This is a genomic window from Cupriavidus respiraculi (assembly GCF_914271545.1).
GTDB classification, from domain to species: Bacteria; Pseudomonadota; Gammaproteobacteria; order Burkholderiales; family Burkholderiaceae; genus Cupriavidus; species Cupriavidus respiraculi.
Map to the genome: position 1 here is coordinate 929913 of NZ_CAJZAH010000002.1, position 23522 is coordinate 953434.

Below are 23522 nucleotides of genomic sequence, written 5' to 3' on the forward strand. Positions count from 1 at the left end.
TCTCCAGTCGCTACGGTAGCACAGGAGATGGCCGCCGCCGCCCTCGTCCGGACGGCGGGAGGCATCCGCTATACTCGGTCCCGACTTGCAAAGGACACCATGACCGACATCGAGCGCTCCCTGCGCCGCCCGCTGCTGGGCGCCGCACTCTCCGCTGCCGCCCTGGGCCTGTGTGGCATCTCCCCCAACTTGCTCGCCGCCGGCAAACGCCGCGTCAGCATCCGTGAAGAAGAAATCGATCCCGGCCGCTATCGCGCCGACGGCGGCAATGCGCAAGCCCGCGCGTTTATCGACGAGATGGTCGTCAGGCACGGTTTCGAGCGCGCCGCGCTCAACGACTGGTTCAGCCAGACCGCCTACTCCGCCACCGTGGCGCGCCTGATCATGCCGCCCTCGACGCCGGGCCGGAAAAGCTGGCGCGCCTATCGCTCGCGCTTTATCGAGCCGATCCGCATCAACGCCGGCGTGCGCTTCTGGCAGGAGCATCGCGACACGCTGCGCCGCGCGGAAGCCGAGTTCGGCGTACCGGCCTCGGTCATCGTCGGCATCATCGGCGTCGAAACCATCTACGGCCGCGACATGGGCACGTTCCGCGTGATGGACTCCCTGTCGACGCTGGCATTCGACTATCCCGACACGCCCAACCGCGCCGCGCGCACCACGCTGTTCCGCAACCAGCTGCAGGACTACCTGCTGTGGTGCCGTGAAACCCGCACCGACGTCTTCTCCGTGCTGGGCTCGTATGCCGGCGCGATCGGCATCCCGCAGTTCATGCCGACGAGCCTGCGCGAGTATGCGCTGGACTACAACGGCGACGGCCGCATCGACCTGCGCAACAGCGCGGTCGACGCCATCGGCAGCGTCGCGCGCTTTCTGCAGCTGCATGGCTGGGAACCCGGCAGGCCCGTGGCCTGGCGCCTGGGGCAGGACGAGGGCAGCCGCGGCGTAGCGGCCGCCGCGGCGGATGGCGAACCGTGGCCGACGCGGACCCTGAACCAGTTGCTCAAGGCGGGACTGCGCGTGGACGAGCCCATCGACATCGCGCGCGAGGGAGAGACGGGCGTGCTGGTGGTCGACCTGCCGACGCCGGACGCGCCCACCGAGTACATGATCGGCCTGCGCAATTTCTATGTGCTGACGCGGTATAACCGCAGCTTCTTTTATGCGCTGTCGGTGTATCAGCTGGGCGAGGCGGTGAAGGCGGCGATGGTTTGAGGTTTTCTGGCGTCCTGACACCCCATACGAAAAAAGCCGCGAAATCCGCGGCTTTTTTCTTGCCCCTGGGAAGAACCCCTCACGCCGGAAACACCCCCGTCGACAGATAGCGGTCGCCGCGGTCGCAGACCACGAACACGATCGTCGCGTTCTCCACCTCTTCGGCAATCCGCAGCGCCACGCACAGCGCCCCGGCGGCCGAGATGCCGCAGAAGATGCCTTCCTCGCGCGCCATGCGGCGGGCCATATGTTCGGCGTCCGCCTGGCTGACCGGCTCGGTGCGGTCGACATGCCGGGCATCGTAGATCTTCGGCAGATAGGCCTCGGGCCACTTGCGGATGCCGGGGATCCGCGAGCCTTCCGCCGGCTGCGCGCCGACGATCTGCACCTGCGGGTTCTGCTCCTTCAGATAGCGCGACACGCCGGTAATGGTGCCGGTGGTCCCCATCGCGGATACGAAATGCGTGATGCGGCCTTCGGTGTCGCGCCAGATTTCCGGGCCCGTGGTTTCGTAATGCGCCTGCGGATTGTCCGGGTTGGCGAACTGGTCCAGGATGATGCCCTTGCCTTCGCGCTCCATCGAGTCGGCCAGGTCGCGGGCGTATTCCATGCCGCCCTTGACCGGCGTGAGCACGATCTCGGCGCCATACGCGGCCATGCTCTGGCGGCGCTCCAGGCTCAAGTCCTCGGGCATGATCAGCACCATGCGGTAGCCGCGAATGGCGGCGGCCATGGCCAGCGCGATCCCGGTATTGCCGGAGGTCGCTTCGATCAGGGTATCGCCGGGCTTGATGCGGCCACGCGCTTCGGCGCGCGCGATCATCGATACGGCGGGACGGTCCTTGACCGAGCCGGCCGGGTTGTTGCCTTCTAGCTTGCCGAGGATGACATTGCCGCGCTCGGCATTCGCCGCGCCGGGGATGCGCTGCAGTTGCACCAGCGGCGTATTGCCGATGGTGTCTTCGATCGTCTTGTAGGCCATGGTGCAGTGGGTTCCGATGTCGGCGCCCATTGTAATCCAGTCACCATGCCCTCGTTGGCGGCAGGGCGGCAGCGCGCCGCCCCCGGCCGCCGCCGGTTCACTGTTCCGATCGGCGCTTGCCCAGCAGGTGGTACAGCAGGATGCAACCAAAGGTGGCGGTCCCGATGCCGCCCAGCGTCATGCCGCCGAAGCGCAGCGTGAGGTCGCCGGCGGCCACGGTCAGCGTCGCGCCCACCGTGATGAGGTTGCGCGAATTGGAGAAATCTACCTTGTTCTCGACCCAGATCCGGCCCGCCGTGGCGGCGATCAGGCCGAAGACCACGATGGTCAGGCCGCCGATCACGGGGCCCGGGATGGTCAGGATCAGCGCACCAAACTTCGGCGAGAATCCGAGCAGGATCGCGACCAGCGCCGCCACCACGAAGATCAGCGTGGAATAGATGCGCGTCACCGCCATCACGCCCATGTTCTCGGCATAGGTGGTGACGCCCGTGCCGCCGCCGCCCGCCGACAGCATCGTGGCGATGCCGTCGCCGATAAAGGCGCGGCCGATATACGGGTCCAGGTTGCGGCCCGTCATCACGCCGATCGCCTTGATATGGCCCAGGTTCTCGGCCACCAGCACGATGGCCACGGGCGCGATCAGCAGCATCGCGCTCATCTCGAACACCGGGGTGGTAAAGGCCGGCATGCCGAACCAGCTGGCCGACGCCACGCCGGAGAAGTCGATGGCCTTGCCCATGCCCAGCGTGTTCGCGCAGACATAGTAGGCGAGATAGCCGATCAGGCCGCCGATCAGCACGGGCAGGCGCCCCGCCATGCCCGGCGCGCGCACCGCCACCAGGCCGACCGCCACCACCGTCAGCAGGCCGATCCAGGTGTCCAGCGGCGCGGCGCTGACCGCCTTGACCGCCACGGGCGCCAGGTTCAGGCCGATCGCCGCGACGATCGCGCCGGTCACCACGGGCGGCATCAGCCTTTCCACCCAGCGATAGCCGACCGCCTGCACCACCAGGCCGATGACCGTATAGAGCGCGCCGGCGGCGACGATGCCGCCCAGCGCGACCGGGATGTTCGGATTGGGACCGCTGCCGGCATAGCCGGTGGCCGCGATCACCACGGCGATGAAGGCGAAGCTCGAACCGAGATAGCTCGGGACGCGCCCGCGCACGCACAGGAAGAAGATCAGCGTGCCGATGCCCGAGAACAGGATGGCGATATTGGGATTGAAGCCCATCAGGATGGGCGCGATCGCGGTCGAGCCGAACATCGCCACCACGTGCTGGATGCCGGCGAGGATGGTCTGCCCCGGCGGCAGCATCTCGTCCGGTCCGATCACCCCTTCGGTCTTCAATCGCCATTTCGGCAGGAAGCCCGTGTCCTCGCCATTTGCCATCGTTGCACTCCCGTTGTGTCGCCGGGCTTCGGCCTGACGCCGCCCGGCATGGTTATGGTGTTGAGTTGGCGGGACCGACCCCGCGCAGCGCCCGCATCATACCGCGCGGTATGGGCGCTGCGAAGGCGCTCGGACCGCGGTCACCGCGCCGGCTTCGCGGCGTGCCGGTCTGCCCCGCCGGCCTTGCCGCCGCGCACCTCGACCGGGCCGGCGGCACTCTTGACGCCCTTGCCGTCCTTGCCATCCTTGCGGCCGGCACTGGCCGTCCCCGCCCTGCCGATGACCAGGCCCTCTTCCTGCAAATGCGCGATGGACTTGGGACCGAGTCCCTTGACGCGGTGCGCGAGGTCCTCCGCGTCCTTGAAGGCGCCCTGCTTGCCGCGCTCCTCGACGATGCGCCGCGCCATGGCCGGGCCGATGCCCTTGACGTCGTTCAGCGCCGCCTCGTCCGCGCTGTTGACGTCGACGGACGCGAACGCGGTTCCTGCCAGCGGCAGGCAGCATGCCGCGGCCAGCAATATGTGCTTGATCATGAAAGAGGGCTCCTATCCGTGAGATTGCGGTTGTGGTGACCTTGCCCGACTGTCTCGGCAAGGGAGTCCGCAGGATAAGAGCCCCGTCTGGCGCCGGCGCGCGCCGCAACAAATGTTGACGCCGATCGCACGCGATCGTGTCCGCCGGGTCCGGCGCGAGGCCGGTGTCGTGCCCCGCGTCAGCCGTTGCGGTCGCCGCCGTTGCGCTCCATCAGCCAGCGACAGTAGCGCGACACGCCTTCCTCGACCGTGTAGAACGGCGCGGTATAGCCTGCGCCGCGCAGCCGCGACACGTCGGACTGGGTGAAGCTCTGGTACTTGCCGCGCAGCGCGTCCGGAAACTTGATGTACTCCACCAGCCCTTCCTGGACCATGTCCTCGAGCGTCAGCGGCGGCCGGCCTTCGGCCGCGCGCAACGTGTTGACCACCGTCGTCGCGATATCGTTGAACGGCTGCGCCCGTCCGGTGCCCAGGTTGAAGATGCCGGACTTCTCGGGATGGTCCAGGAAGAACAGGTTGACCTTCACCACGTCCTCGACCGACACGAAGTCGCGGCTGTGGCCACCGGGACCGTAGCCGCCGTATTCGCCGAACAGCTTGACCGTCCCGTCCGCGCGGAACTGGTTGAAGTTGTGGAACGCCACGGACGCCATGCGTCCCTTGTGCGCCTCGCGGGGCCCGTACACGTTGAAGTAGCGGAAGCCGACGATCTGCGACAGCGCGTTGGGCAGCGTGCGGCGCACGACCTGGTCGAAGAGGAACTTCGAATACCCGTACACGTTGAGCGGCTGCTCGTGGGCGCGGTCTTCCTTGAAGGTCTGCGAGGCGCCGTAGGTCGCCGCCGACGACGCGTACAGGAACTGCGTGCCCTGCTCCAGGCAGGACGCCATCAGCGCCTTCGAATAGCGGTAGTTGTTCTCCATCATGTAGCGGCCGTCGGTCTCCATGGTGTCCGAGCAGGCGCCTTCATGGAAGATCGCACGCACCTTGCCGAAATCCCCGCGCGCGTAGCGCTCCAGGAATTCGGTCTTGTCCAGGTAGTCGGAGATCTCGCAGTCGACCAGATTGTGGAACTTGTCGGCGCGCGTCAGGTTGTCGACGGCGATGACGTTGTCCTCGCCGCGCTCGTTCAGCCCCTTGACGAGATTGCTGCCGATGAAGCCGGCCGCGCCGGTAACGATGATGGTCATGGTGAATCCAGCAGGACGAAAGGCGCGCTCACGCGGAGGCGCCGAACAATTCAGGATAGGTGACGACGGCGGTGCCGAGCTTGCCGACGACGATGGCGCCCGCGCGGTTGGCGTGCTGCACGGCCTCCTTCAGCGGCACGCCGGCCCCCAGCATGGTCGCCAGCGTGGCGATCACGGTATCGCCCGCGCCGGATACGTCATAGACCTCGCGCGCCTGGGCGGACACATGCAGCACCTCGGCCTCGGTGTACAGCGTCATGCCCTCCTCCGAACGCGTCAGCAGCAGCGCCTCGAGCTGCAGCTGCCGGCGCAGGTTCTGCGCGCGGATGGTCAGGTCCGCCTCGGTCTTCCAGGCCCCCACCACATGCCGCATCTCCGCCCGGTTCGGGGTGATCAGCGTGGCGCCGCGATAGCGCGAATAGTCGTCGCCCTTCGGGTCCACCAGCACGGCCTTGCCGGCGGCCCGGCCGGCCTCGATCATGCGGGCGACATGGGCCAGCCCGCCCTTGGCATAGTCGGACAGCACCACCACCTCGTAGTCCCTTACCAGCCCGTTGAAGCGGTCGAGCACAGAGGCCAGGGTCTCGTGCGCGGGCGGGTTTTCGAAGTCCACGCGCAGCAACTGCTGCTGGTGCGCGATCACGCGCAGCTTGATCGTGGTGTTGACGCTGGCATCGCGGTGCAGGTAGGGCTGCACCTTGTCGGCGGCCAGCAGCGCTTCGAGCGTGCGGCCGGGCTCGTCGTCACCGACCACGCCGAGCATGCCAACCTGAGCGCCCAGCGCGGAGGCATTGCGCGCCACGTTGGCCGCGCCGCCCAGGCGCTCGTCGCTGCGCTTGACCTGCACCACCGGGACCGGAGCCTCGGGCGAAATGCGGTCGACATCGCCGAACCAGTAGCGGTCCAGCATCATGTCGCCGACCACCAGAATGCGCGATTGCCGGATCTGTTCCAGCGGAATTGCGTTCTTGCTCATGCACGTCCTTTCGGCAGCGCCGCCGTCGAGGGCGGGCTGCGTGTCATTGGCGCATCAGGGCGTCACCTGCGGACGCCCGATCGCATGGTATTCAATGCCGACGTCGCTCATCATCGTCGGCTCGTACAGGTTGCGCCCGTCGAAGATCACGGGCGACTTCAGGCGCCGCTTGATCTGCGTGAAGTCCGGACTGCGGAAGACCTTCCACTCGGTCAGGATCACCAGCGCATCGGCGCCATCCAGCGCTTCCATCTGCGCCTCGCAGAACTTCAGGCGGCCATAGCCGCCATCGATGCCGGCGAGGTCTTCCTCCAGCACGCGGCGCGCCTCGGGCAGCGCCACGGGATCGTGCAGGCGCAGCGAAGCGCCGCGCGAGACCAGTTCGCGCGCCAGCACGCGCGACGGGGCCTCGCGCATATCGTCGGTGTTGGGCTTGAACGCCAGGCCCCAGAAGGCAAACGTATGCCCGCTCAGGTCGGCGCCGAAGCGCGCGGCCACCTTGTTGCCCAGCACGCTTTTTTGCGCCTGGTTGACCGCCTCGACCGCCTCCAGCACGCGCATGGTCTTGCCGTGGGCGGCGGCGGTGCGCATCATCGCCTGCACGTCCTTCGGAAAGCACGATCCGCCATAGCCGGCGCCGGCATAGAGGAAGCTGTAGCCGATGCGCGGGTCGGAGCCGATGCCCAGGCGCACCAGTTCGATGTCGGCGCCCACCTCGTCGGCCAGGTTGGCCAGCTCGTTCATGAACGAGATGCGCGTGGCCAGCATCGAGTTGGCGGCGTACTTGGTGAACTCGGCGGAGCGCACGTCCATGTAGAAGGTGCGCTCGTGATTGCGGTTGAAGGGCGCGTACAGCGAACGCATGATGGCCTTGGCATGGCGGCCGTTCGCATCGCCGTTGCACCCGAGCACGATGCGGTCGGGGCGCATGAAGTCTTCGACCGCGGCGCCTTCCTTCAGAAATTCCGGGTTGGAGACCACCGAGAACTGCAGGTCTTCCAAACCTCGCTGCGCGAGCTCCTCGCGAATCACCGCCGCCACACGGTCGCCGGTGCCCACCGGCACGGTGGACTTGTCCACCACGATCTTGAAGCCCGTCATGTGGCGGCCGATGGCGTGCGCGGCCGCCAGCACATAGCGCAGGTCGGCGGAGCCGTCCTCGCCGGCGGGGGTACCGACGGCGATGAACTGCACGTCGGCGTGATCGACGGCGGCGGCCACGTCGGTGGAAAAGACGAGGCGTCCCGCGTCGCGGTTGCGCTGGATCAGCTCCTTCAGGCCGGGCTCGTAGATCGGCACGGTGCCTTCGTTCAGCTGCGCGACCTTGCTTTCGTCCACATCGAGGCAGAACACGTCATTGCCGAGTTCCGCCAGGCATGCGCCGGTCACGAGGCCGACGTAGCCGCTGCCGATGATGGTGACTTTCATTGCTCGAGCTCCGTAACGGTGACAGTAACAGTGACAATGACAGTGACGAAATCAGGCGCGGACCCGCTCAGCCCAGTGCCTCGGTCCGGCGTGGGGCATAGGTTTCCCAGCGATTGCAGCCGGGGCATTGCCAATAGAACAGTCGCGCGCGGAAGCCGCATTCGCGGCACGTGTAGCGGGCCAGGTTGCGCGTGCGCAGCTGCAGCAGGTCGCGGATGGCCGCAACTTCCTGCGCCTGTTCCTGTCCGGCCGCGGTGGCGACAGGCGCGTCGGTAGCGGCGGCTTCGCCCGCGCCGGCGATGGCAACCTCGGCGCTCTGGCTGGCCTGGGCCGCCTGGGCATCGAAATAGCGCGTCAGCGCGAGCAGCGACGGCTGGCGGCGCAATTGCTCGCGCATCACCGCCACGGCCGCCTCGGCGCCATTGAGTTCGAGTTCGGCGCGGTAGGCCGTATCGAGCAGTTCGGCGGCCAGGCCGGTCTTGAGCAGGCCGCGCAGCCAATCGATGGCCTGCCCCGCTTCGCCCAGCTCGCGATAGGCCTTGACCACGCGGTCGGCCACCAGCGGCAGGAACGACGCATCCTGCGTCTCGATCGACAGCCAGTGGCGCAGCGCGCCGCGCGCGTCGCCGGCGGCCATCGCGACATCGCCGAGCAGCATGCGCGCACGCACGTTCTTCGGATTCTCGCGCAGGGCCTGCTCCAGCCATTCGACCGCCGCCTCGGGCTCCTTGCGCTGCAGCGACTCCTGGGCCAGCTCGCAGCAGAACTGGGCGATCTGCACGCTGTAGTCCTGCCGGTTCAACGCCTGGATCTCGCGGGCCGCGTCGATGGCCTTGCGCCATTCCTTCTCGACCTCGTACAGCTCCAGCAGCACGCGCTTGGCCGACGCCTCGTAGGGCCCGGACATCAGGCGGCGCAGCGATTCTTCCGCGCGGTCGAGCAGGCCGGCACGCAGGTAATCCTGCCCCAACTCGTACAGCGCATGCTCGCGCTCCGGGTCCGGCAGGTCCGGCCGCGTGGCCAGGTTCTGGTGCACGCGGATGGCGCGCTCGGTTTCGCCGCGGCGGCGGAACAGCGCGCCCAGCGCGAAATGCAGTTCAGTGGTTTCGGGATCGAGCCGCGCGACCTCGATAAAGGCGTCGATGGCCTTGTCGGGCTGCTCGTTCAGCAGGAAATTCAGGCCCTTGAAGTAGGAGCGCGGCAACGCGCCCTGCTCGCTCATCAACTGGCGCACATCGAAGCGCGCCGCCATCCAGCCTAGCCCGAATACGAGCGGAAGCGCCAACAGCCACCAGGTTTCAAAGATCATTGCTCAGACTTTCGGGCCGATTGCGTTATAGGGCACCGGCGCTTGACGGGAGGGCGGCGCCGGTTCGGTGGCCGTCGCCGCGCGAACCGCGCCCAGCGACCGGCGCAGGCGCGCAATCTCCATCCGCTGCCGCATCAGGCCCGGCGCGACCGCGGCCAGCGCGGCGACGATGCCCAGGCCGAAGGCCGCCAGCAGGATCAGGATCAGCGGCGCACGCCACACCATGTCGAAGAACAGCTGCAGCGAAGCCTCGGCCGTATTGCGCAGCGCCAGCACGAACAGCAGCGCGAACAGGACGATACGAATAATCCAGGCGACAAGTTTCATGCAGGTGACCAGATGCGGATGAATCGGACGGCAGGACACGCCGGCAGCGTGGCACCGCGGCGAATTCCCGGCATTGTAGCGGATCGATTCCGCCACACGGCGATTGGGCCGGCCACGAAATGGAAACAAAAAAAGCGCTCCCGAGGGAGCGCTTTCCGAATACAAGCTGCTGCTGACCGCAGCCGTGGAACGTCTGGCCCGTCAGGACTGGACCAGATTGAGTCCCCCGGCCTCGTGCATGGCACCGGCGGCGTTCGCCGCCTGCAAGCCATGCGCGTGCGCGGCGGCATGCGTGGCATGCCCGTTGGCGAGGGCCGCGCCGCCGTTATCCGGCGACGGCGAACCCGATGCGTCGGGAGATGCCGGCGCCTGCGCCAGCGGACTGCGGTCCACCCGCTCGCGCAACTCCTTGCCCGCCTTGAAGTGCGGCACCCGTTTTTCGGGCACCAGCACACGTTCGCCGGACTTGGGATTGCGCCCCACACGGGGCGGACGCCGGTTCAGGCCGAAGCTGCCGAATCCACGAATCTCGATGCGGTGGCCATCGGCCAACGCCTCGGACATCGCGTCGAGGATCGTTTTCACCGAGATGTCCGCATCCCGCAGCAGCAACTGCGGGAAGCGGGCAGCCAGTTTCTCGACGAGCTCGGACTTGGTCATGGGCATCCGCGCGGGCGTTCGAACAACCGATTACTGGTTGTCCTGGCCGAGCTTGGCCTTGAGCAGCGCGCCCAGGTTGGTGGTACCGGCGGCACCGGTATCGGCCTGGAACTTCTGCATGGCTTCCTGCTGCTCGGCCGAGTCCTTGGCCTTGATCGACAGGTTGATGTTGCGCGACTTGCGGTCGACGTTGACGACCACGGCCGTGACCGACTCGCCTTCCTTCAGCACGTTGCGGGCGTCTTCCACGCGGTCGGCCGAAATCTCCGAGGCGCGCAGGTAACCTTCCACATCGTCAGCCAGCTGGACCACGGCGCCCTTGGCATCCACGGTCTTGATGGTGCCGGTCACGACGGAACCCTTGTCGTTGGCCGAGATGAAGTTGTTGAACGGATCGCCCGACAGCTGCTTGATGCCCAGCGAGATGCGTTCCTTGTCGACGTCGATGCCCAGTACCACGGCTTCCACTTCGTCGCCCTTCTTGTACTTGCGCACGGCTTCTTCGCCGGTTTCCTGCCAGGACAGGTCCGACAGGTGCACAAGGCCGTCGATGCCGCCGGGCAGGCCGATGAACACGCCGAAGTCGGTGATCGACTTGATCTGGCCCGTCAGCTTGTCGCCCTTCTTGTGGTTGCGGCTGAAGTCGTCCCACGGATTGGCCTTGCACTGCTTCATGCCCAGGCTGATACGACGCTTGTCTTCGTCGATATCCAGCACCATGACTTCGACTTCGTCGCCCAGCTGGACAACCTTGGACGGGGCCACGTTCTTGTTGGTCCAGTCCATTTCCGACACGTGCACCAGACCTTCGATGCCGGCCTCGATCTCGACGAACGCGCCGTAGTCGGTCAGGTTGGTCACCTTGCCGAACAGGCGGGTGCCTTGCGGGTAACGGCGCGAGATGCCGACCCACGGATCTTCGCCCAGTTGCTTCACGCCCAGCGAGACGCGATTCTTTTCCTGGTCGAACTTGAGGATCTTGGCGGTGATTTCCTGGCCAACCGACAGCACTTCGCTCGGGTGACGCACACGACGCCATGCCAGGTCGGTGATGTGCAGCAGGCCGTCGATGCCGCCCAGGTCCACGAACGCGCCGTAGTCGGTGATGTTCTTGACGATACCGTTGACGATGGCGCCTTCCTTCAGCGTCTCCATCAGCTTCTGGCGCTCTTCGCCCAGGGTCGCTTCGACCACGGCACGACGCGACAGCACGACGTTGTTGCGCTTGCGGTCCAGCTTGATGACCTTGAATTCCAGGGTCTTGCCTTCGTACGGCGTGGTGTCCTTGATCGGACGCACGTCGACGAGCGAGCCCGGCAGGAAGGCGCGGATGCCATTGACCATCACGGTCAGGCCACCCTTCACCTTGCCGGTGACGGTACCCGAGATGATCTCGCCGTCTTCCAGCGCCTTCTCGAGGTTCAGCCACGATGCCAGGCGCTTGGCCTTGTCGCGGGAGAGGATGGTGTCGCCATAGCCGTTCTCGAGAGCGTCGATGGCCACGGAAACGTAGTCGCCGGCCTGCACTTCGAGTTCGCCCTGGTCGTTCAGGAACTCCTCCACCGGCACGAAGGCTTCAGACTTCAGGCCGGCGTTCACGACCACGAAGTTGTGGTCGATGCGCACCACTTCGGCCGAAATCACTTCACCAGCCTTCATATTGGAGCGGGCGACGGATTCCTCGAACAGTGCAGCAAAGGATTCGTTATTTTGCAGGTCGGACATAAACGTAGGTTCTCAGTCCGCAATACGCTGGCCGGCGCGACGATCGCGCTCAGTCTGCCAAGGTAGCGGGGTTAGGTTGAACAACACCGCCAGCGATGCAAAAGGCATCCGCTCGCGGCACTCACAGCGGGAAAGCCGTCGGGTCAGCGACCCAGTTCGGCATACCACCGCAGCACTTGCGCGACCGCCTGGTCCACCGTCATGTCGGAGGTATCCAGCAGGCGCGCATCCTCGGCGGGGCGAAGAGGCGCCGCGGTGCGGGAACGATCCCGTGCGTCGCGCGCTTCCAAGTCACGCAAAAGGTTTTCGATATTAGCAGAAATACCCTTATCAATCAATTGTTTATACCGCCTGCGAGCGCGGGCCTCGACACTCGCGGTGAGGAAAACCTTCAGGCAGGCGTCGGGAAAAATGACCGTGCCCATGTCCCGGCCGTCGGCGACCAGGCCCGGGAGCTTGCGAAAGCCGCGCTGAAGTGCGGTAAGCGCATCGCGGACCGGCTGATGCACCGCGAGGGCCGAGGCCCGGTTGCCGACTTCCTCGGCGCGGATCAGCAACGTCACTTCCTCTCCGTCCATCCAGACGCGGTCCGGTCCGAAGCGAACGTCCAGGCGGCGGGCGAGATCCGCGAGCGCGTCCACGTCCGCCAGATCGACGCCGGTGCGCGCGCTGGCAAGGGCCACGAGCCGATAGAGGGCGCCGCTGTCGAGCAGGTGAAAGCCGAGTCCGTCAGCCACCTTGTGCGCCACCGTTCCCTTGCCGGATGCGGTGGGCCCGTCAATGGTGACAACATCAGCAATAGTCATTTTGTATTGATGCAAAAGAAACTATCGATTTCTACAGTCGATTGAGAATCATTATTATTTGGCCATGGGATGCCGCTCGAGGCCGCACTGGCGGGCAGAGGCGGAAGGACATCCGGCAACATTGCGAGGCAATCTAACATGGCAAAGACCCTGTCGTTCGGCATCATGCACCTTGGCATCGCGTTCAGCGTGACGTATGCGCTGACCGGCAGCCTGGCCATCAGCGGTGCCATCACTTTCATCGAACCGGCGGTGAACACGGTCGCCCACTATTTCTTCGACCGCTACTGGGAACGCCGCCAGGCCAGCCGCCGGAACGGCGGCCACGATGCGCCCGCCGCCCGCGCCGAAGCCCCACAGGCGGTGCGGCCCGCCTTCGCCATCAGCCACTGAGTCAGCGCGCCACCTGGCCGAACACCTCGAAATATTCGGGAAAGGTCTTGCCTACGCAGCGCGGATCGTTGATCCGGACCGGCACGGGCCCGAAGCACGCCAGCGAGAAACACATCGCCATGCGGTGGTCGTCATAGGTGTCGATGCCCTCCGCCGGCGACGTCCATTCTGTCGGCGGCGACACGCGCAGGTAGTCGGCCCCCTCCTCCACCGTCGCGCCCAGTTTGCGCAACTCGGTCGCCATGGCCGTCAGCCGGTCGGTTTCCTTGACACGCCAGCTGCCGATATTGGTCAGCGTGGTGGCGCCTTCGGCGAACAGCGCCGCGACCGCCAGGGTCATCGCGGCATCCGGAATATGGTTGCAATCGAGTTCGATGCCATTGAGCCGGCCATCGTCGCGCTCGGTGCCGCGCACCTCGATCCAGTTGCTGCCCGCCATCACGTTGGCGCCCATGCGATTAAGCGCCTCGGCAAACTTCACGTCGCCCTGGATGCTGGACATGCCGACCCCCTCGACCCGCACGGGGCCGCCGCCGATGGCGCCCGCCGCGAGGAAATACGAGGCCGAGGACGCATCGCCCTCCACGAAGATCTCGCCCGGCGAACGGTAGCGCGAACGCGCCGGCACGATAAAACGCGACCACCCTTCGCGCTGCACGTCGATGCCGAAGCGGGCCAGCAGATTCAGCGTGATTTCGATATACGGCTTCGAGATCAGCTCGCCGACGACCTCGATCTCGATGCGCCCGCCGGGGCCGTCCGCCATCGGCAGCGTCATCAGCAATGCCGTCAGAAACTGGCTGGAGACGTCGCCGCGCACGCGGATCGGCGCATCGATGCGGATCGTGGACGGGCGCAACTGCAACGGCGGATAGCCCTCGGTGCCCTGGTATTCCACCTGCGCGCCGATCTGGCGCAGGCCATCGACCAGATCGCCGATCGGCCGCTCGTGCATGCGCGGCACGCCGGAGAGACGATAGCTGCCGCCCTGCAGCGCGAGCGCCGCCGTCAGCGGACGGATGGCCGTGCCGGCATTGCCCATGAAGAGATCGGCCGACTTGTTCGGAAACGCCCCGGCCGCGCCGGTGACGACATAGTCGTCGCCATCCTTGCGCCAGGCGACGCCCAGCGTGCGCAGCGCCTCGAGCATGACCCGGGTGTCGTCGGAATCCAGCAGGTCGCGGACCCGCGTCTCGCCCTCGCTCAGCGCCGCCAGCAGCAGCACCCGGTTCGAGATGCTCTTGGAGCCGGGCAGGCGCACCGTGCCAGTGGCGCGGGTGAAAGGTCCGAGGGTAAGGTGTTCCATGATGGGCTGATCAGTGGGTTTCGCTGCGGGATTCGGTACGAAGCTGGCCGTGCCGGACGGCCGCGGCACGATTACGGCTCGACGTCGGTCGCCGTCGCCTGCCGGGCGCCCCATTCCAGCCGCGCCTCGCTCGCACGGCGCAATACGCGCTCGAGTGCTTCTCCGTCGCCCGCCTCGATCTGCTTCTTCAGGTGCGCGAGAATGGTCTGGTAGGTGCCGAGCTCGCGCAGCATCGCGTCACGGTTCGACAGAAAGATGTCGCGCCACATTTCGGGCGACGAGGCGGCGATGCGCGTGAAGTCGCGAAAGCCCCCGCCGGCGAAGCCGAGCTTGAGCGGTCCGTCCTCGGCGTTCGCCACCTGCGCCACCAGCGCGTAGGACAGCAGATGAGGCAGATGGCTCACGGCGGCGAACACGGCATCGTGCTGCACCGCCGACATGACGTGGCATTCGGCCCCCGCCGTCTCCCACATCGCGCGCACCGCGGCGACGTCGTCGCGCAGGTTCTCCTGCAACGGACACAGGATGGTCTTCTTGCCGACATAGAGATCGGCCAGCGCGGCTTCCACGCCGTTGAGTTCGCGGCCGGCAATGGGATGCCCGGGCACGAACTGCGATACCTTGTCGCCCAGCGCCGTCTTGGCCGCCATGATCACGTCGGACTTGGTGCTGCCCGCATCGGTGACGATGGTGCCAGCCTCGAGATGCGGCTCCAGCGCGTGCAGCAGCGCAAAGGTCTGCGCCACCGGCGCGCACAGCACGATCAGGCTGGCGCCTTTGGCGGCTTGTTCCAGCGTGGCGGCCTCGTCGATCACGCCGAGCGCGATGGCCTTGTCCAGCGATGCACGCGAGCGGCCCACGCCGACGACCGTGCCGACCGCGTTGGCGCCCTTCAGCGCGCGTGCCAGGGAACCGCCGATCAGGCCGACGCCAACGATGACGACACGGGAAAAATAAAGAGCGCTCACGGCAATACGCGGTCTGGAGACGAGATTCGGGGAAGTCGGCATTGTAGCCGCTCCGACGTTGGCCAGTCCCTGGCCCCCAAATGCAAGGGGCGAAAAAAACCGCCAGCGGCGCTTTCGCACCGGTGGCGGCCTTGCAGGCGCGTCGGCCGGCTTACTGCAGCGCCGCTTCCAGCGCCTTGATGAATGCCTCGTTCTCTTCGGGCAGGCCGATCGTCACGCGAAGCCATTGCGGCAGCTTGTAGTTGCCCACCGGCCGCACGATCACGCCCTGCTTGAGCAGCGCGAGGTTGATCCGCGCGCCCGCGTCGTCGTCGTCGCCCACTCGCACCAGCACGAAATTGCCGGACGAGGGCACATATTGCAGGCCGAGCCGGTCGAACGCGGCAACCAGTTGCGCCTTGCCTTCGCGATTCAGTTCGGCGCTCTTGCGCAGGAAGGCCGCATCGCCCAGCGCCGCGACGGCCGCCGCCTGCGCCATGCTGTTGACGTTGAACGGCTGGCGGATGCGGTTCAGCAGGTCGGTCAAGGCCGGCTGTGCGACCGCATAGCCCACCCGCAGGCCAGCCAGCCCGTACGCCTTGGAGAAGGTCCGCGAGACCAGCAGGTTCGGATACTTGCGCACCCAGCTCACCGATTCGTACTGCTGTTCCGCGTCGAGATACTCGTTGTAGGCCTCGTCCAGGACCACCACCACGTCAGCCGGCACCTTGGCCAGGAAGCGTTCGATCTCGGCCGCCGGCAGGAACGTGCCGGTGGGATTGTTCGGATTGGCGATGAAGACCAGCCGGGTGTCCGGGGCGATGGCCGCCGCCATGGCATGCAGATCGTGGCCGTAGTCGCGCGCCTTGACCTCGATCGCGCGCGCGCCGACTTCCTGGGTGGCCAGCGCATACACCGCGAAGGAGTATTCGGCGTAGACGATCGATTCGCCCGGCTTGACCAGCGCATGCGCGGCGATCTCCAGGATGTCGTTGCTGCCGTTGCCCAGCGTCAGCCAGTCGGCCGGCACGTCGTACCTGGCCGAGAGCGCGGCCTTCAGCTCGAAGCCGTTGGCGTCCGGATAGCGACCGAGCTCGCCGATGGCCGCCGCCATCGCGGTCCGCGCGGATTCCGGCATGCCCAGCGGATTCTCGTTGGAGGCCAGCTTGACGATCTTCGCCTCGTCCAGCCCAAATTCCCGCGCGACTTCCGCAATCGGCTTGCCGGCCACGTACGGGGAAATCGCGCGCACATATTCCGGACCGAATTGCTTGCCCTGTTCAGCCATATCCACTCCTTGCTCAGGCTATTGCTCTGTCGCGGACGACACGCGCCCGCGAGCGTATTACGTACTGGCCGGGTACGAACCCAGCACCTTGAAATAGGCGGCGTTGCGGCGCAACTCCTCCAGCGCGCGGCCCACCGCGGCATCGCGCTGATGGCCCTCCACGTCGACGTAGAAGTAGTACTCCCACGCGCCGCTGCGGGCCGGCCGCGACTCGAAGCGGCTCATCGACACGCCGTTGTCGGCCAGCGGCGCGAGCAGCTGGTAGACCGCGCCGGCCTTGTTCGGCACCGACAGGATCAGCGAGGTCTGGTCGCTGCCCGAGGGGTCCGTCTCGTAGCGTCCGATCACGGCGAAGCGCGTGCGGTTGTGCGGATCATCCTGGATATGCGAGCGCACGATATGCAGGTGATACCGGTTCGCCGCGGATTCGCCCGCGATGGCCGCCACCGTCGGATCCTCGCTCGCCATGCGCGCGGCTTCCGCGTTGCTCGATACCGCCTGGCGCTCCAGGTGCGGATAGTTTGCCGTCAGCCAGTGCTGGCACTGCGCCAGCGCCTGCGCGTGGGCCCGCACGACCGTCACGCCCTTCATGTCCGGCGTCGACGCCATCAGGTTGTGATGCACCTTCAGCGCGATCTCCCCGCTGATCTTCAGCGAGGTCTGCAGGAACAGGTCCAGCGTGCGGGAGACCGCTCCCTCGGTCGAGTTCTCGACCGGCACCACGCCGTACTCGACCGTGCCCGCCTCGACCGCGCGGAACACCTCGTCGATGCTGGGGCAGGCGACGCCCGACACCTCGTGCCCGAAATGCGCGTATAGCGCCTGCTCGGAAAATGTGCCCGCGGGCCCGAGGAACGCCACCTCCAGCGGCTTTTCCAAGCCGCGGCAGGCCGACATCACCTCGCGCCAGATGGCGGCCACGCTGTCGTCGAGCAGGGGACCGGGATTGGCGCCCTGCACCTTGCGAATGACCTGCAGTTCGCGCTCGGGACGAAACACCGGGGCGCCGAATTTCTTCTTCACCTCGCCGACGTCCAGCGCCAGCTGTGCGCGGCGATTCAGCATGGCCAGCAGCTCGCGGTCCAGCGTATCGATCTGCTCGCGCAGCGGAGCCAGCTCAACGGAAAGCGCGCGTTCCTGCTCGTCCGGCTGCGCGGCGTGGTCCGGCTGCGCCGCGGCAGTCCTGATCTGTTTGTCTTGACTTGTCATTGTATTAATCCGGTGCGCCACTGGATTGCGAACCGGCCGCGCAAGAGGCGGCCGCACGCAATATCTGCGCAGTGTCTCCCCACATTCCGCCCATGGCGACTCCCAGCGGCAGGGTCAGGCGCTGGTGCGCTCGAACTCGCGCATGAACTCGATCAGCGCGGTCACGCCCTCGAGCGGCATGGCGTTGTAGATGCTGGCCCGCATGCCGCCGACCGACTTGTGGCCCTTCAACTGCACCAGTCCGTTGGCGCGCGCCTGCGTGAGGAACGCCTCGTTGCGCGATTCGTCGGCGAGGAAGAACGGCACATTCATGCGCGAGCGGCAGCTCGGATCGATTTCGTTGCGATAGAAATCGCTCTGATCGAGGAACGAATACAGCGCCGTCGCCTTGGCGATATTGCGCTGCTCGATGGCGGCGACGCCGCCTTGCCGCTTGAGCCACTGGAACACCAGCCCGGACACGTAAATGGCATACGTGGGCGGGGTGTTGTACATGGAGTTGTTTTCGTCGACCAGGCGCCAGTTGAACGCCGACGGGCACAGCGGATGCGCCGCGCCGAGCAGGTCCTCGCGCACGATCACGATCGTGACGCCCGCCGGCCCGATATTCTTCTGCGCACCGCCATACACCACCTGTACCCGGGACCAGTCGATGGGACGCGACAGGATATGGCTCGAGGCGTCGGCCACCACGATGCGGCCCTGGTCCTGGCCGATGTCCGGGATCTGCTGGAATTCCACGCCAACGATGGTTTCGTTGGTGCACAGGTGCACATAGGCAGCGTCATCGGACAGATTCCAGCTCGCGGCATCGGGAATGCGCGAATACTTCTGGTCCTGGCTGGTGGCCGCGACATTGACTTCGCCGTAGCGCCGCGCTTCCTTCTCCGATTTGACGGACCACGTACCGGTAATGACGAAATCGGCCTTCGGCTGCTTTGGATCGACGCGGTTGATCAGATTCAGCGGCACGATGGCGTTCTGGCCGATCGCCCCGCCCTGCATGAACAGGATGCGGAAATTCTTCGGGATCTGGAGCAGTTCGCGCAGATCCGCCAGCGCCTGCCCATGGATGCTCTCGAATTCCTTGCCGCGATGGCTCATTTCCATCACGGACATCCCGGTGCCGCGCCACGACAGCATTTCCTGCGCCGCCTGTTGCAGCACCTCGGCGGGCAGCGTCGCCGGTCCCGGCGAGAAGTTATAGACGCGTTCCGCCAAGGCATTCTGCATCATGGCGGCGAGGCCGGGATTCTGGGGATCGTTCATGAACTGAAATGGAAAATGGCTGCCGGTTAACCCAAGCAGCCATTATCTCTCAAACACACAGGCGATTGGCGCGCCGCAGTGACGCGGGCGCCAGAGGCAACATTACTTGGCCGCGGCGGCGACTTCCTTCTCTGCGGCGTCGCGCATCGACTTGCCGACCTGCGGGCCGTACTTCTGCATCATCGAGCCCCAGATCTCCTGGGTGGCCTTGCCCTGGTTGGCCATGAACTTCTGGCCCGTGGGCGACTTCAGGAACGTGGTCAGATCGCGGAGTTCCTGTGCGCTGTAGTACTTGCCGAAGGCATCGTAGTGCGCCTTCAGCGCGTCATTCTTGAAGGCGTCGGTGCTGAACTGCTGGCCCGCGCTGTCGACCATGCGTTGCACGGCGCCATTCTTCTTCAGCTTCTCGACGGCAGCCTGCTTCTGCTTGTCGTTCAGCGTCTTGTTTTCCACCAACACCTGCTCCAGCACCAGCGGCGCTTCCTGCTTGGCGCCGGCTTGCCAGTTCTCGGCCTGGCCCTTGACTGCCTGGTCGGCCTGCATGACGGTCAGCAGTTCCTTGATGGCCGCGGTCTTGTCCGCGTCCTGCGCTTGCGCCTGCTGCGCAGCCATCAGAACCGGGACAAAAGCAGCCAGAACGGCGATACGTCGGTAAGTGCTAAGCATTGTGACTCCCTGAAAAGATATCTGTTTTAGTCCCGAGGGATTCCGGCCTAGTTCCGGCCGGCCATCCACTGTTGCAACTGATTACGATTCGGCGTTCGCCTCGGCATCGCCCTGCTCGTCGCCGTTCCCGGGCTCTTCCTCGCCCTCGGGCTCGTCGCCGGCCGCATCGGTTTCCACGATGCGCTGCAGGCCCGACAGCTTGGTGCCTTCATCGACATTGATCAGCGTCACGCCTTGCGTGGCGCGGCCCATCTCGCGGATTTCGCCGACACGGGTGCGAATCAGCACACCGCCCGTCGTGATCAGCATGATCTCGTCTTCCGGCGCGACCAGGGCCGCGGCCACGACCCGGCCATTGCGCTCGCTGGTCTGGATCGCGATCATGCCCTTGGTGCCGCGTCCGTGTCGAGTGTACTCGCTGATCGGCGTGCGCTTGCCATAGCCGTTCTCGGTGGCGGTCAGCACGCTGCCCGTCGGACCGGCGTTCTCCTGCTCGGCACTTTCGGCCGGGGCGACCAGCATCGCGATCACGGTCTGGCCGTCGTCCAGGTTCATGCCCCGCACGCCGCGCGCCTGGCGGCCCATCGGCCGCACATCGTTCTCGTCGAAGCGCACCGCCTTGCCGGCATCCGAAAACAGCATCACGTCATGCTGGCCGTCGGTGATCGCGGCACCGATCAGGTAGTCGCCCTCGTCCAGGTCGACGGCGATGATGCCGGCCTTGCGCGGGTTGGAGAACTCGGTCAGCGCCGTCTTCTTGACCGTGCCGCGCGCCGTCGACATGAAGATGAAATGCTCGGCGTCGAACTGGCGCACCGGCAGGATCACCGTGATCTTCTCGCCTTCGGACAGCGGGAACATGTTGACGATCGGCCGGCCGCGCGAGCTGCGCGAGCCTTGCGGCACCTCGTAGACCTTCAGCCAGTAGAGCCGGCCGCGGTTCGAGAAGCACAGGATGTAGTCGTGCGTGTTGGCGACGAACAGGGTGTCGATCCAGTCGTCGTCCTTGGTCGCCATCGCCTGCTTCCCGCGCCCGCCGCGCTTTTGCGCCCGGTATTCGGAGATCGGCTGGCTTTTCATATAGCCGGTGTGCGACAGCGTGACCACCATGTCCTGCGGGGTGATCAGGTCTTCGGTGTCCAGTTCCGTCGCGTTCAGCTCGATTTCGGAGCGGCGGTCGTCGCCGAACTCGGCGCGGATCGCGGTCAGCTCGTCGGAGATGATCGTGGTGATGCGCTCCGGGCGCGCCAGGATATCGAGCAGGTCGCTGATCGTGTTCATCACGTCGCGGTATTCCTGCACGATCTTGTCCTGCTCCAGCCCGGTCAGGCGCTGCAGGCGCATCTGCAGGATTTCCTGGGCCTGCGCATCGGACAGGCGATACAGGCCGTCGGCCTGCATGCCGAAGATCGCCGGCAGACCGTCCGGGCGATACGCCGCTCGGCCGCCGGGCGTCTCCCCTTCGGCGCGCGACAGCATCTCGCGCACCAGCTGCGAGTCCCAGGCCTTGGCCATCAATTCCTGTTTGGCGATCGGCGGCGTCGGCGCCGCCTTGATCAGGGCGATGAACTCGTCGATATTCGCCAGGGCGACGGCCAGGCCCTCCAGCACGTGGCCGCGCTCGCGGGCCTTGCGCAGTTCGTACACCGTACGGCGGGTCACCACCTCGCGGCGATGCGACAGGAAGCAGTCCAGCATCTGGCGCAGGTTCAGCAGACGGGGCTGCCCGTCCACCAGCGCCACCATGTTCATGCCGAACGTGTCCTGCAACTGGGTGTTCTTGTACAGATTGTTCAGGACGACTTCGGGGACTTCGTTGCGCTTGAGCTCGATCACCACACGCATGCCGGACTTGTCCGACTCGTCGCGGATGTCCGAGATGCCCTCGACCTTCTTCTCGGTCACCAGCTCGGCGATACGCTCGAGCAGCGTCCGCTTGTTCACCTGGTACGGCAGTTCGTCGACGATGATGGCCTGACGCTGGCCGCGGTCGATATCCTCGAAGTGCGTCTTGGCGCGCATCACGACGCGACCGCGACCGGTGCGGTAGCCTTCGCGCACGCCCTGGATGCCGTAGATGATGCCGGCCGTCGGGAAATCGGGCGCCGGGATCAGTTCGATCAGCTCGTCCACCGTCGCCTGGGGATTGCGCAGTAAATGCAGGCAACCGTCGACGATCTCGTTCAGATTATGCGGCGGGATATTGGTGGCCATGCCGACCGCAATACCGGACGAGCCATTGACCAGCAGGTTCGGAATACGCGCCGGGAGAATCTGGGGCTCGGATTCGGAGCCGTCGTAATTCGGGCCAAAATCGACCGTTTCCTTGTCGATGTCCAGCAGCATCTCGTGGGCGATCTTGGACAGCCGGATTTCGGTGTACCGCATCGCCGCGGCGTTGTCGCCGTCGACGGAGCCGAAATTGCCCTGCCCGTCGACTAGCATGTAGCGCAGCGAGAAATCCTGCGCCATGCGCACGATCGTGTCGTACACCGCGGTGTCGCCGTGCGGATGGTACTTACCGATCACATCGCCGACAATACGGGCCGACTTCTTGTAAGGCCGGTTCCAGTCGTTGTTCAGCTCATGCATCGCAAACAGCACACGCCGATGTACGGGCTTCAGGCCGTCCCGAACGTCGGGGAGCGCCCGGCCCACAATCACGCTCATCGCGTAATCGAGATACGAGCGGCGCATTTCCTCTTCGAGGGATACCGGAAGGGTTTCTTTGGCGAATTGATCCATTGCGGCGTGGCTTATACGGTTAAAACACCCGTGAAATCGCCATTCCCCGGAGGGGGTTTGGGCGTTGGGTAACGTGGCATTCTACCATGCGCGGCCAGCCTTCCCTGCGCTGCCGGAGCCACCCGCGAACAGCCCCGAACGCACATCCGCGCGCTTTGACCAACACCCGGGAAGCCTGATCTGACAAGGGTTTCCGGGCATCGCAAGGGTCATGTTGCACAAACACCACAGGCCCCAAACCCATGGATTGAATCGAATATATTTACTTCTTAGGAAACGGGCCTTGTGGCACAATTCCCCAGCGAAGAGCCAGACATTGTTCGAAGTGGAGCATCCACCACATCGAGAATGTTATACTCCGAAGAATGTATGACTTGTTTTCGTCCATTTGCTCGCAGTAACCCTGCGGTGATCTCATCCTGAGAGGAGAAATATGAAAAAATTTGCCAAGCTCGCGCTCGTTGCAGCTACCGCAGTAATGGCCGCATCCGCTCAAGCCCAGTCCGTCCCCTATGAAAAGAAGGCAGTAAATGACAACTGGGGCAACGGTACGAGCGAGTACGTGTGGAAGAACGGCACGAACGAGCTCTGCTGGCGGAATAGCTCCTGGACGCCCGCTACTGCGAACGCGCAGTGCGACGGCGCCCTGGCTCCGGCTCCGGCTGCTCCCGTAGCACCTCCGGCCGCGGCCGTTCCGCCCGCCGTGACGAGCGAGAAGGTCACCTTCGCCGCTGACACCCTGTTCGACTTCGACAAGGCTGTCCTGAAGCCGGAAGGCCGCGCCAAGCTGGACGATCTGGTCTCGAAGCTGTCGGGCATCACCCTGGAAGTGATCATCGCCGTTGGCCACACCGACTCGTTCGGTTCGGACAAGTACAACGATCGCCTGTCGATCCGTCGTGCCGAAGCCGTGAAGGCCTATCTGGTGAGCAAGGGCGTGGAAGCCAACCGCGTCTACACCGAAGGCAAGGGCAAGCGCCAGCTGAAGGTGGATCCGAAGTCGTGCAAGGGCAACCGCACCGCTCAGATCGCCTGCCAGCAGCCGAACCGCCGCGTGGAAGTCGAAGTGGTCGGCACCCGCAGCGCCCGCTAATCGGATCTTTTCCGATGGTGAGAAGCCCAGCGCAAGCTGGGCTTTTTTTTTGGTAGAGT

General features: G+C 65.6%; 21 protein-coding genes. 3 read left to right on the forward strand and 18 right to left on the reverse strand.

Annotation, left to right across the window (positions count from 1 at the left end; translation table 11 throughout):
- Window positions 1–99: 99 nt before the first annotated feature.
- Window positions 100–1215 (forward strand): lytic murein transglycosylase B, encoded by a 1116-nt coding sequence (gene mltB, locus LDO27_RS12145; protein WP_224041993.1) that lies wholly within the window; start codon window positions 100–102, stop codon window positions 1213–1215.
- Window positions 1216–1294: 79 nt separating this feature from the next.
- Here the strand turns inward: mltB and cysM are convergent, their stop codons facing one another.
- From cysM to cmk, 11 genes are all read right to left on the reverse strand, one after another.
- Window positions 1295–2197, reverse strand: a complete 903-nt coding sequence (cysM, locus tag LDO27_RS12150; RefSeq protein WP_222201623.1) for a cysteine synthase CysM — start codon at window positions 2195–2197, stop codon at window positions 1295–1297.
- Between the two features lie 97 nt (window positions 2198–2294).
- On the reverse strand, window positions 2295–3593 hold the full coding sequence (locus tag LDO27_RS12155; protein ID WP_222201624.1) for a solute carrier family 23 protein: 1299 nt from the start codon (window positions 3591–3593) through the stop codon (window positions 2295–2297).
- Window positions 3594–3733: 140 nt separating this feature from the next.
- Window positions 3734–4126 (reverse strand): ComEA family DNA-binding protein, encoded by a 393-nt coding sequence (locus LDO27_RS12160; protein ID WP_224041996.1) that lies wholly within the window; start codon window positions 4124–4126, stop codon window positions 3734–3736.
- 179 nt (window positions 4127–4305) lie between these two features.
- Window positions 4306–5316: an ADP-glyceromanno-heptose 6-epimerase gene (gene rfaD / locus LDO27_RS12165; protein WP_224041997.1), complete on the reverse strand. Its 1011-nt coding sequence runs from the start codon at window positions 5314–5316 to the stop codon at window positions 4306–4308.
- Between the two features lie 28 nt (window positions 5317–5344).
- Complete coding sequence (rfaE1, locus tag LDO27_RS12170) at window positions 5345–6292, reverse strand: D-glycero-beta-D-manno-heptose-7-phosphate kinase (RefSeq protein WP_222201627.1); 948 nt, start codon at window positions 6290–6292, stop codon at window positions 5345–5347.
- A 54-nt stretch (window positions 6293–6346) separates the two neighbouring features.
- Complete coding sequence (locus LDO27_RS12175) at window positions 6347–7720, reverse strand: UDP-glucose dehydrogenase family protein (protein WP_224041999.1); 1374 nt, start codon at window positions 7718–7720, stop codon at window positions 6347–6349.
- 67 nt (window positions 7721–7787) lie between these two features.
- The gene (lapB, locus tag LDO27_RS12180; protein WP_224042001.1) at window positions 7788–9029 is read right to left on the reverse strand and encodes a lipopolysaccharide assembly protein LapB; all 1242 of its coding nucleotides are present in this window, start codon (window positions 9027–9029) and stop codon (window positions 7788–7790) included.
- A gap of 3 nt (window positions 9030–9032) precedes the next feature.
- Window positions 9033–9356, reverse strand: a complete 324-nt coding sequence (locus LDO27_RS12185) for a LapA family protein (protein WP_222202327.1) — start codon at window positions 9354–9356, stop codon at window positions 9033–9035.
- Window positions 9357–9557: 201 nt separating this feature from the next.
- Window positions 9558–10016, reverse strand: coding sequence for an integration host factor subunit beta (locus LDO27_RS12190; protein WP_222201630.1), 459 nt, complete (start codon window positions 10014–10016; stop codon window positions 9558–9560).
- A gap of 30 nt (window positions 10017–10046) precedes the next feature.
- Window positions 10047–11741 (reverse strand): 30S ribosomal protein S1, encoded by a 1695-nt coding sequence (gene rpsA, locus LDO27_RS12195; protein ID WP_222201631.1) that lies wholly within the window; start codon window positions 11739–11741, stop codon window positions 10047–10049.
- A 143-nt stretch (window positions 11742–11884) separates the two neighbouring features.
- Window positions 11885–12547, reverse strand: a complete 663-nt coding sequence (gene cmk, locus LDO27_RS12200) for a (d)CMP kinase (protein WP_222201632.1) — start codon at window positions 12545–12547, stop codon at window positions 11885–11887.
- Between the two features lie 138 nt (window positions 12548–12685).
- On the opposite strand from cmk, the gene LDO27_RS12205 reads away from it, so the two are divergent.
- Window positions 12686–12940, forward strand: a complete 255-nt coding sequence (locus LDO27_RS12205) for a DUF2061 domain-containing protein (protein ID WP_224042003.1) — start codon at window positions 12686–12688, stop codon at window positions 12938–12940.
- A 1-nt stretch (window position 12941) separates the two neighbouring features.
- On the opposite strand, the gene aroA is transcribed toward LDO27_RS12205, so the two are convergent.
- From aroA to gyrA, 7 genes are all read right to left on the reverse strand, one after another.
- Window positions 12942–14246 carry a 3-phosphoshikimate 1-carboxyvinyltransferase gene (aroA, locus tag LDO27_RS12210; RefSeq protein ID WP_224042005.1) on the reverse strand — a complete coding sequence of 435 codons (1305 nt, stop codon included), beginning with the start codon at window positions 14244–14246 and terminating at the stop codon, window positions 12942–12944.
- A gap of 71 nt (window positions 14247–14317) precedes the next feature.
- Window positions 14318–15256, reverse strand: coding sequence for a prephenate dehydrogenase (locus LDO27_RS12215; protein ID WP_224042007.1), 939 nt, complete (start codon window positions 15254–15256; stop codon window positions 14318–14320).
- 109 nt (window positions 15257–15365) lie between these two features.
- On the reverse strand, window positions 15366–16481 hold the full coding sequence (gene hisC / locus LDO27_RS12220) for a histidinol-phosphate transaminase (RefSeq protein WP_224042009.1): 1116 nt from the start codon (window positions 16479–16481) through the stop codon (window positions 15366–15368).
- A 57-nt stretch (window positions 16482–16538) separates the two neighbouring features.
- On the reverse strand, window positions 16539–17690 hold the full coding sequence (gene pheA / locus LDO27_RS12225) for a prephenate dehydratase (protein WP_224042011.1): 1152 nt from the start codon (window positions 17688–17690) through the stop codon (window positions 16539–16541).
- A gap of 114 nt (window positions 17691–17804) precedes the next feature.
- Window positions 17805–18959, reverse strand: a complete 1155-nt coding sequence (gene serC, locus LDO27_RS12230; RefSeq protein WP_222201637.1) for a 3-phosphoserine/phosphohydroxythreonine transaminase — start codon at window positions 18957–18959, stop codon at window positions 17805–17807.
- Window positions 18960–19061: 102 nt separating this feature from the next.
- Window positions 19062–19625 (reverse strand): DUF2059 domain-containing protein, encoded by a 564-nt coding sequence (locus LDO27_RS12235; protein ID WP_222201638.1) that lies wholly within the window; start codon window positions 19623–19625, stop codon window positions 19062–19064.
- Between the two features lie 81 nt (window positions 19626–19706).
- A complete protein-coding gene (gene gyrA, locus LDO27_RS12240; RefSeq protein WP_224042013.1) occupies window positions 19707–22370 on the reverse strand; it encodes a DNA gyrase subunit A in 2664 nt (887 codons plus the stop codon).
- Window positions 22371–22803: 433 nt separating this feature from the next.
- Between gyrA and ompA the strand changes: the two genes are divergently transcribed.
- Window positions 22804–23463 (forward strand): outer membrane protein OmpA, encoded by a 660-nt coding sequence (gene ompA, locus LDO27_RS12245; protein ID WP_222201640.1) that lies wholly within the window; start codon window positions 22804–22806, stop codon window positions 23461–23463.
- Window positions 23464–23522 lie beyond the last annotated feature (59 nt).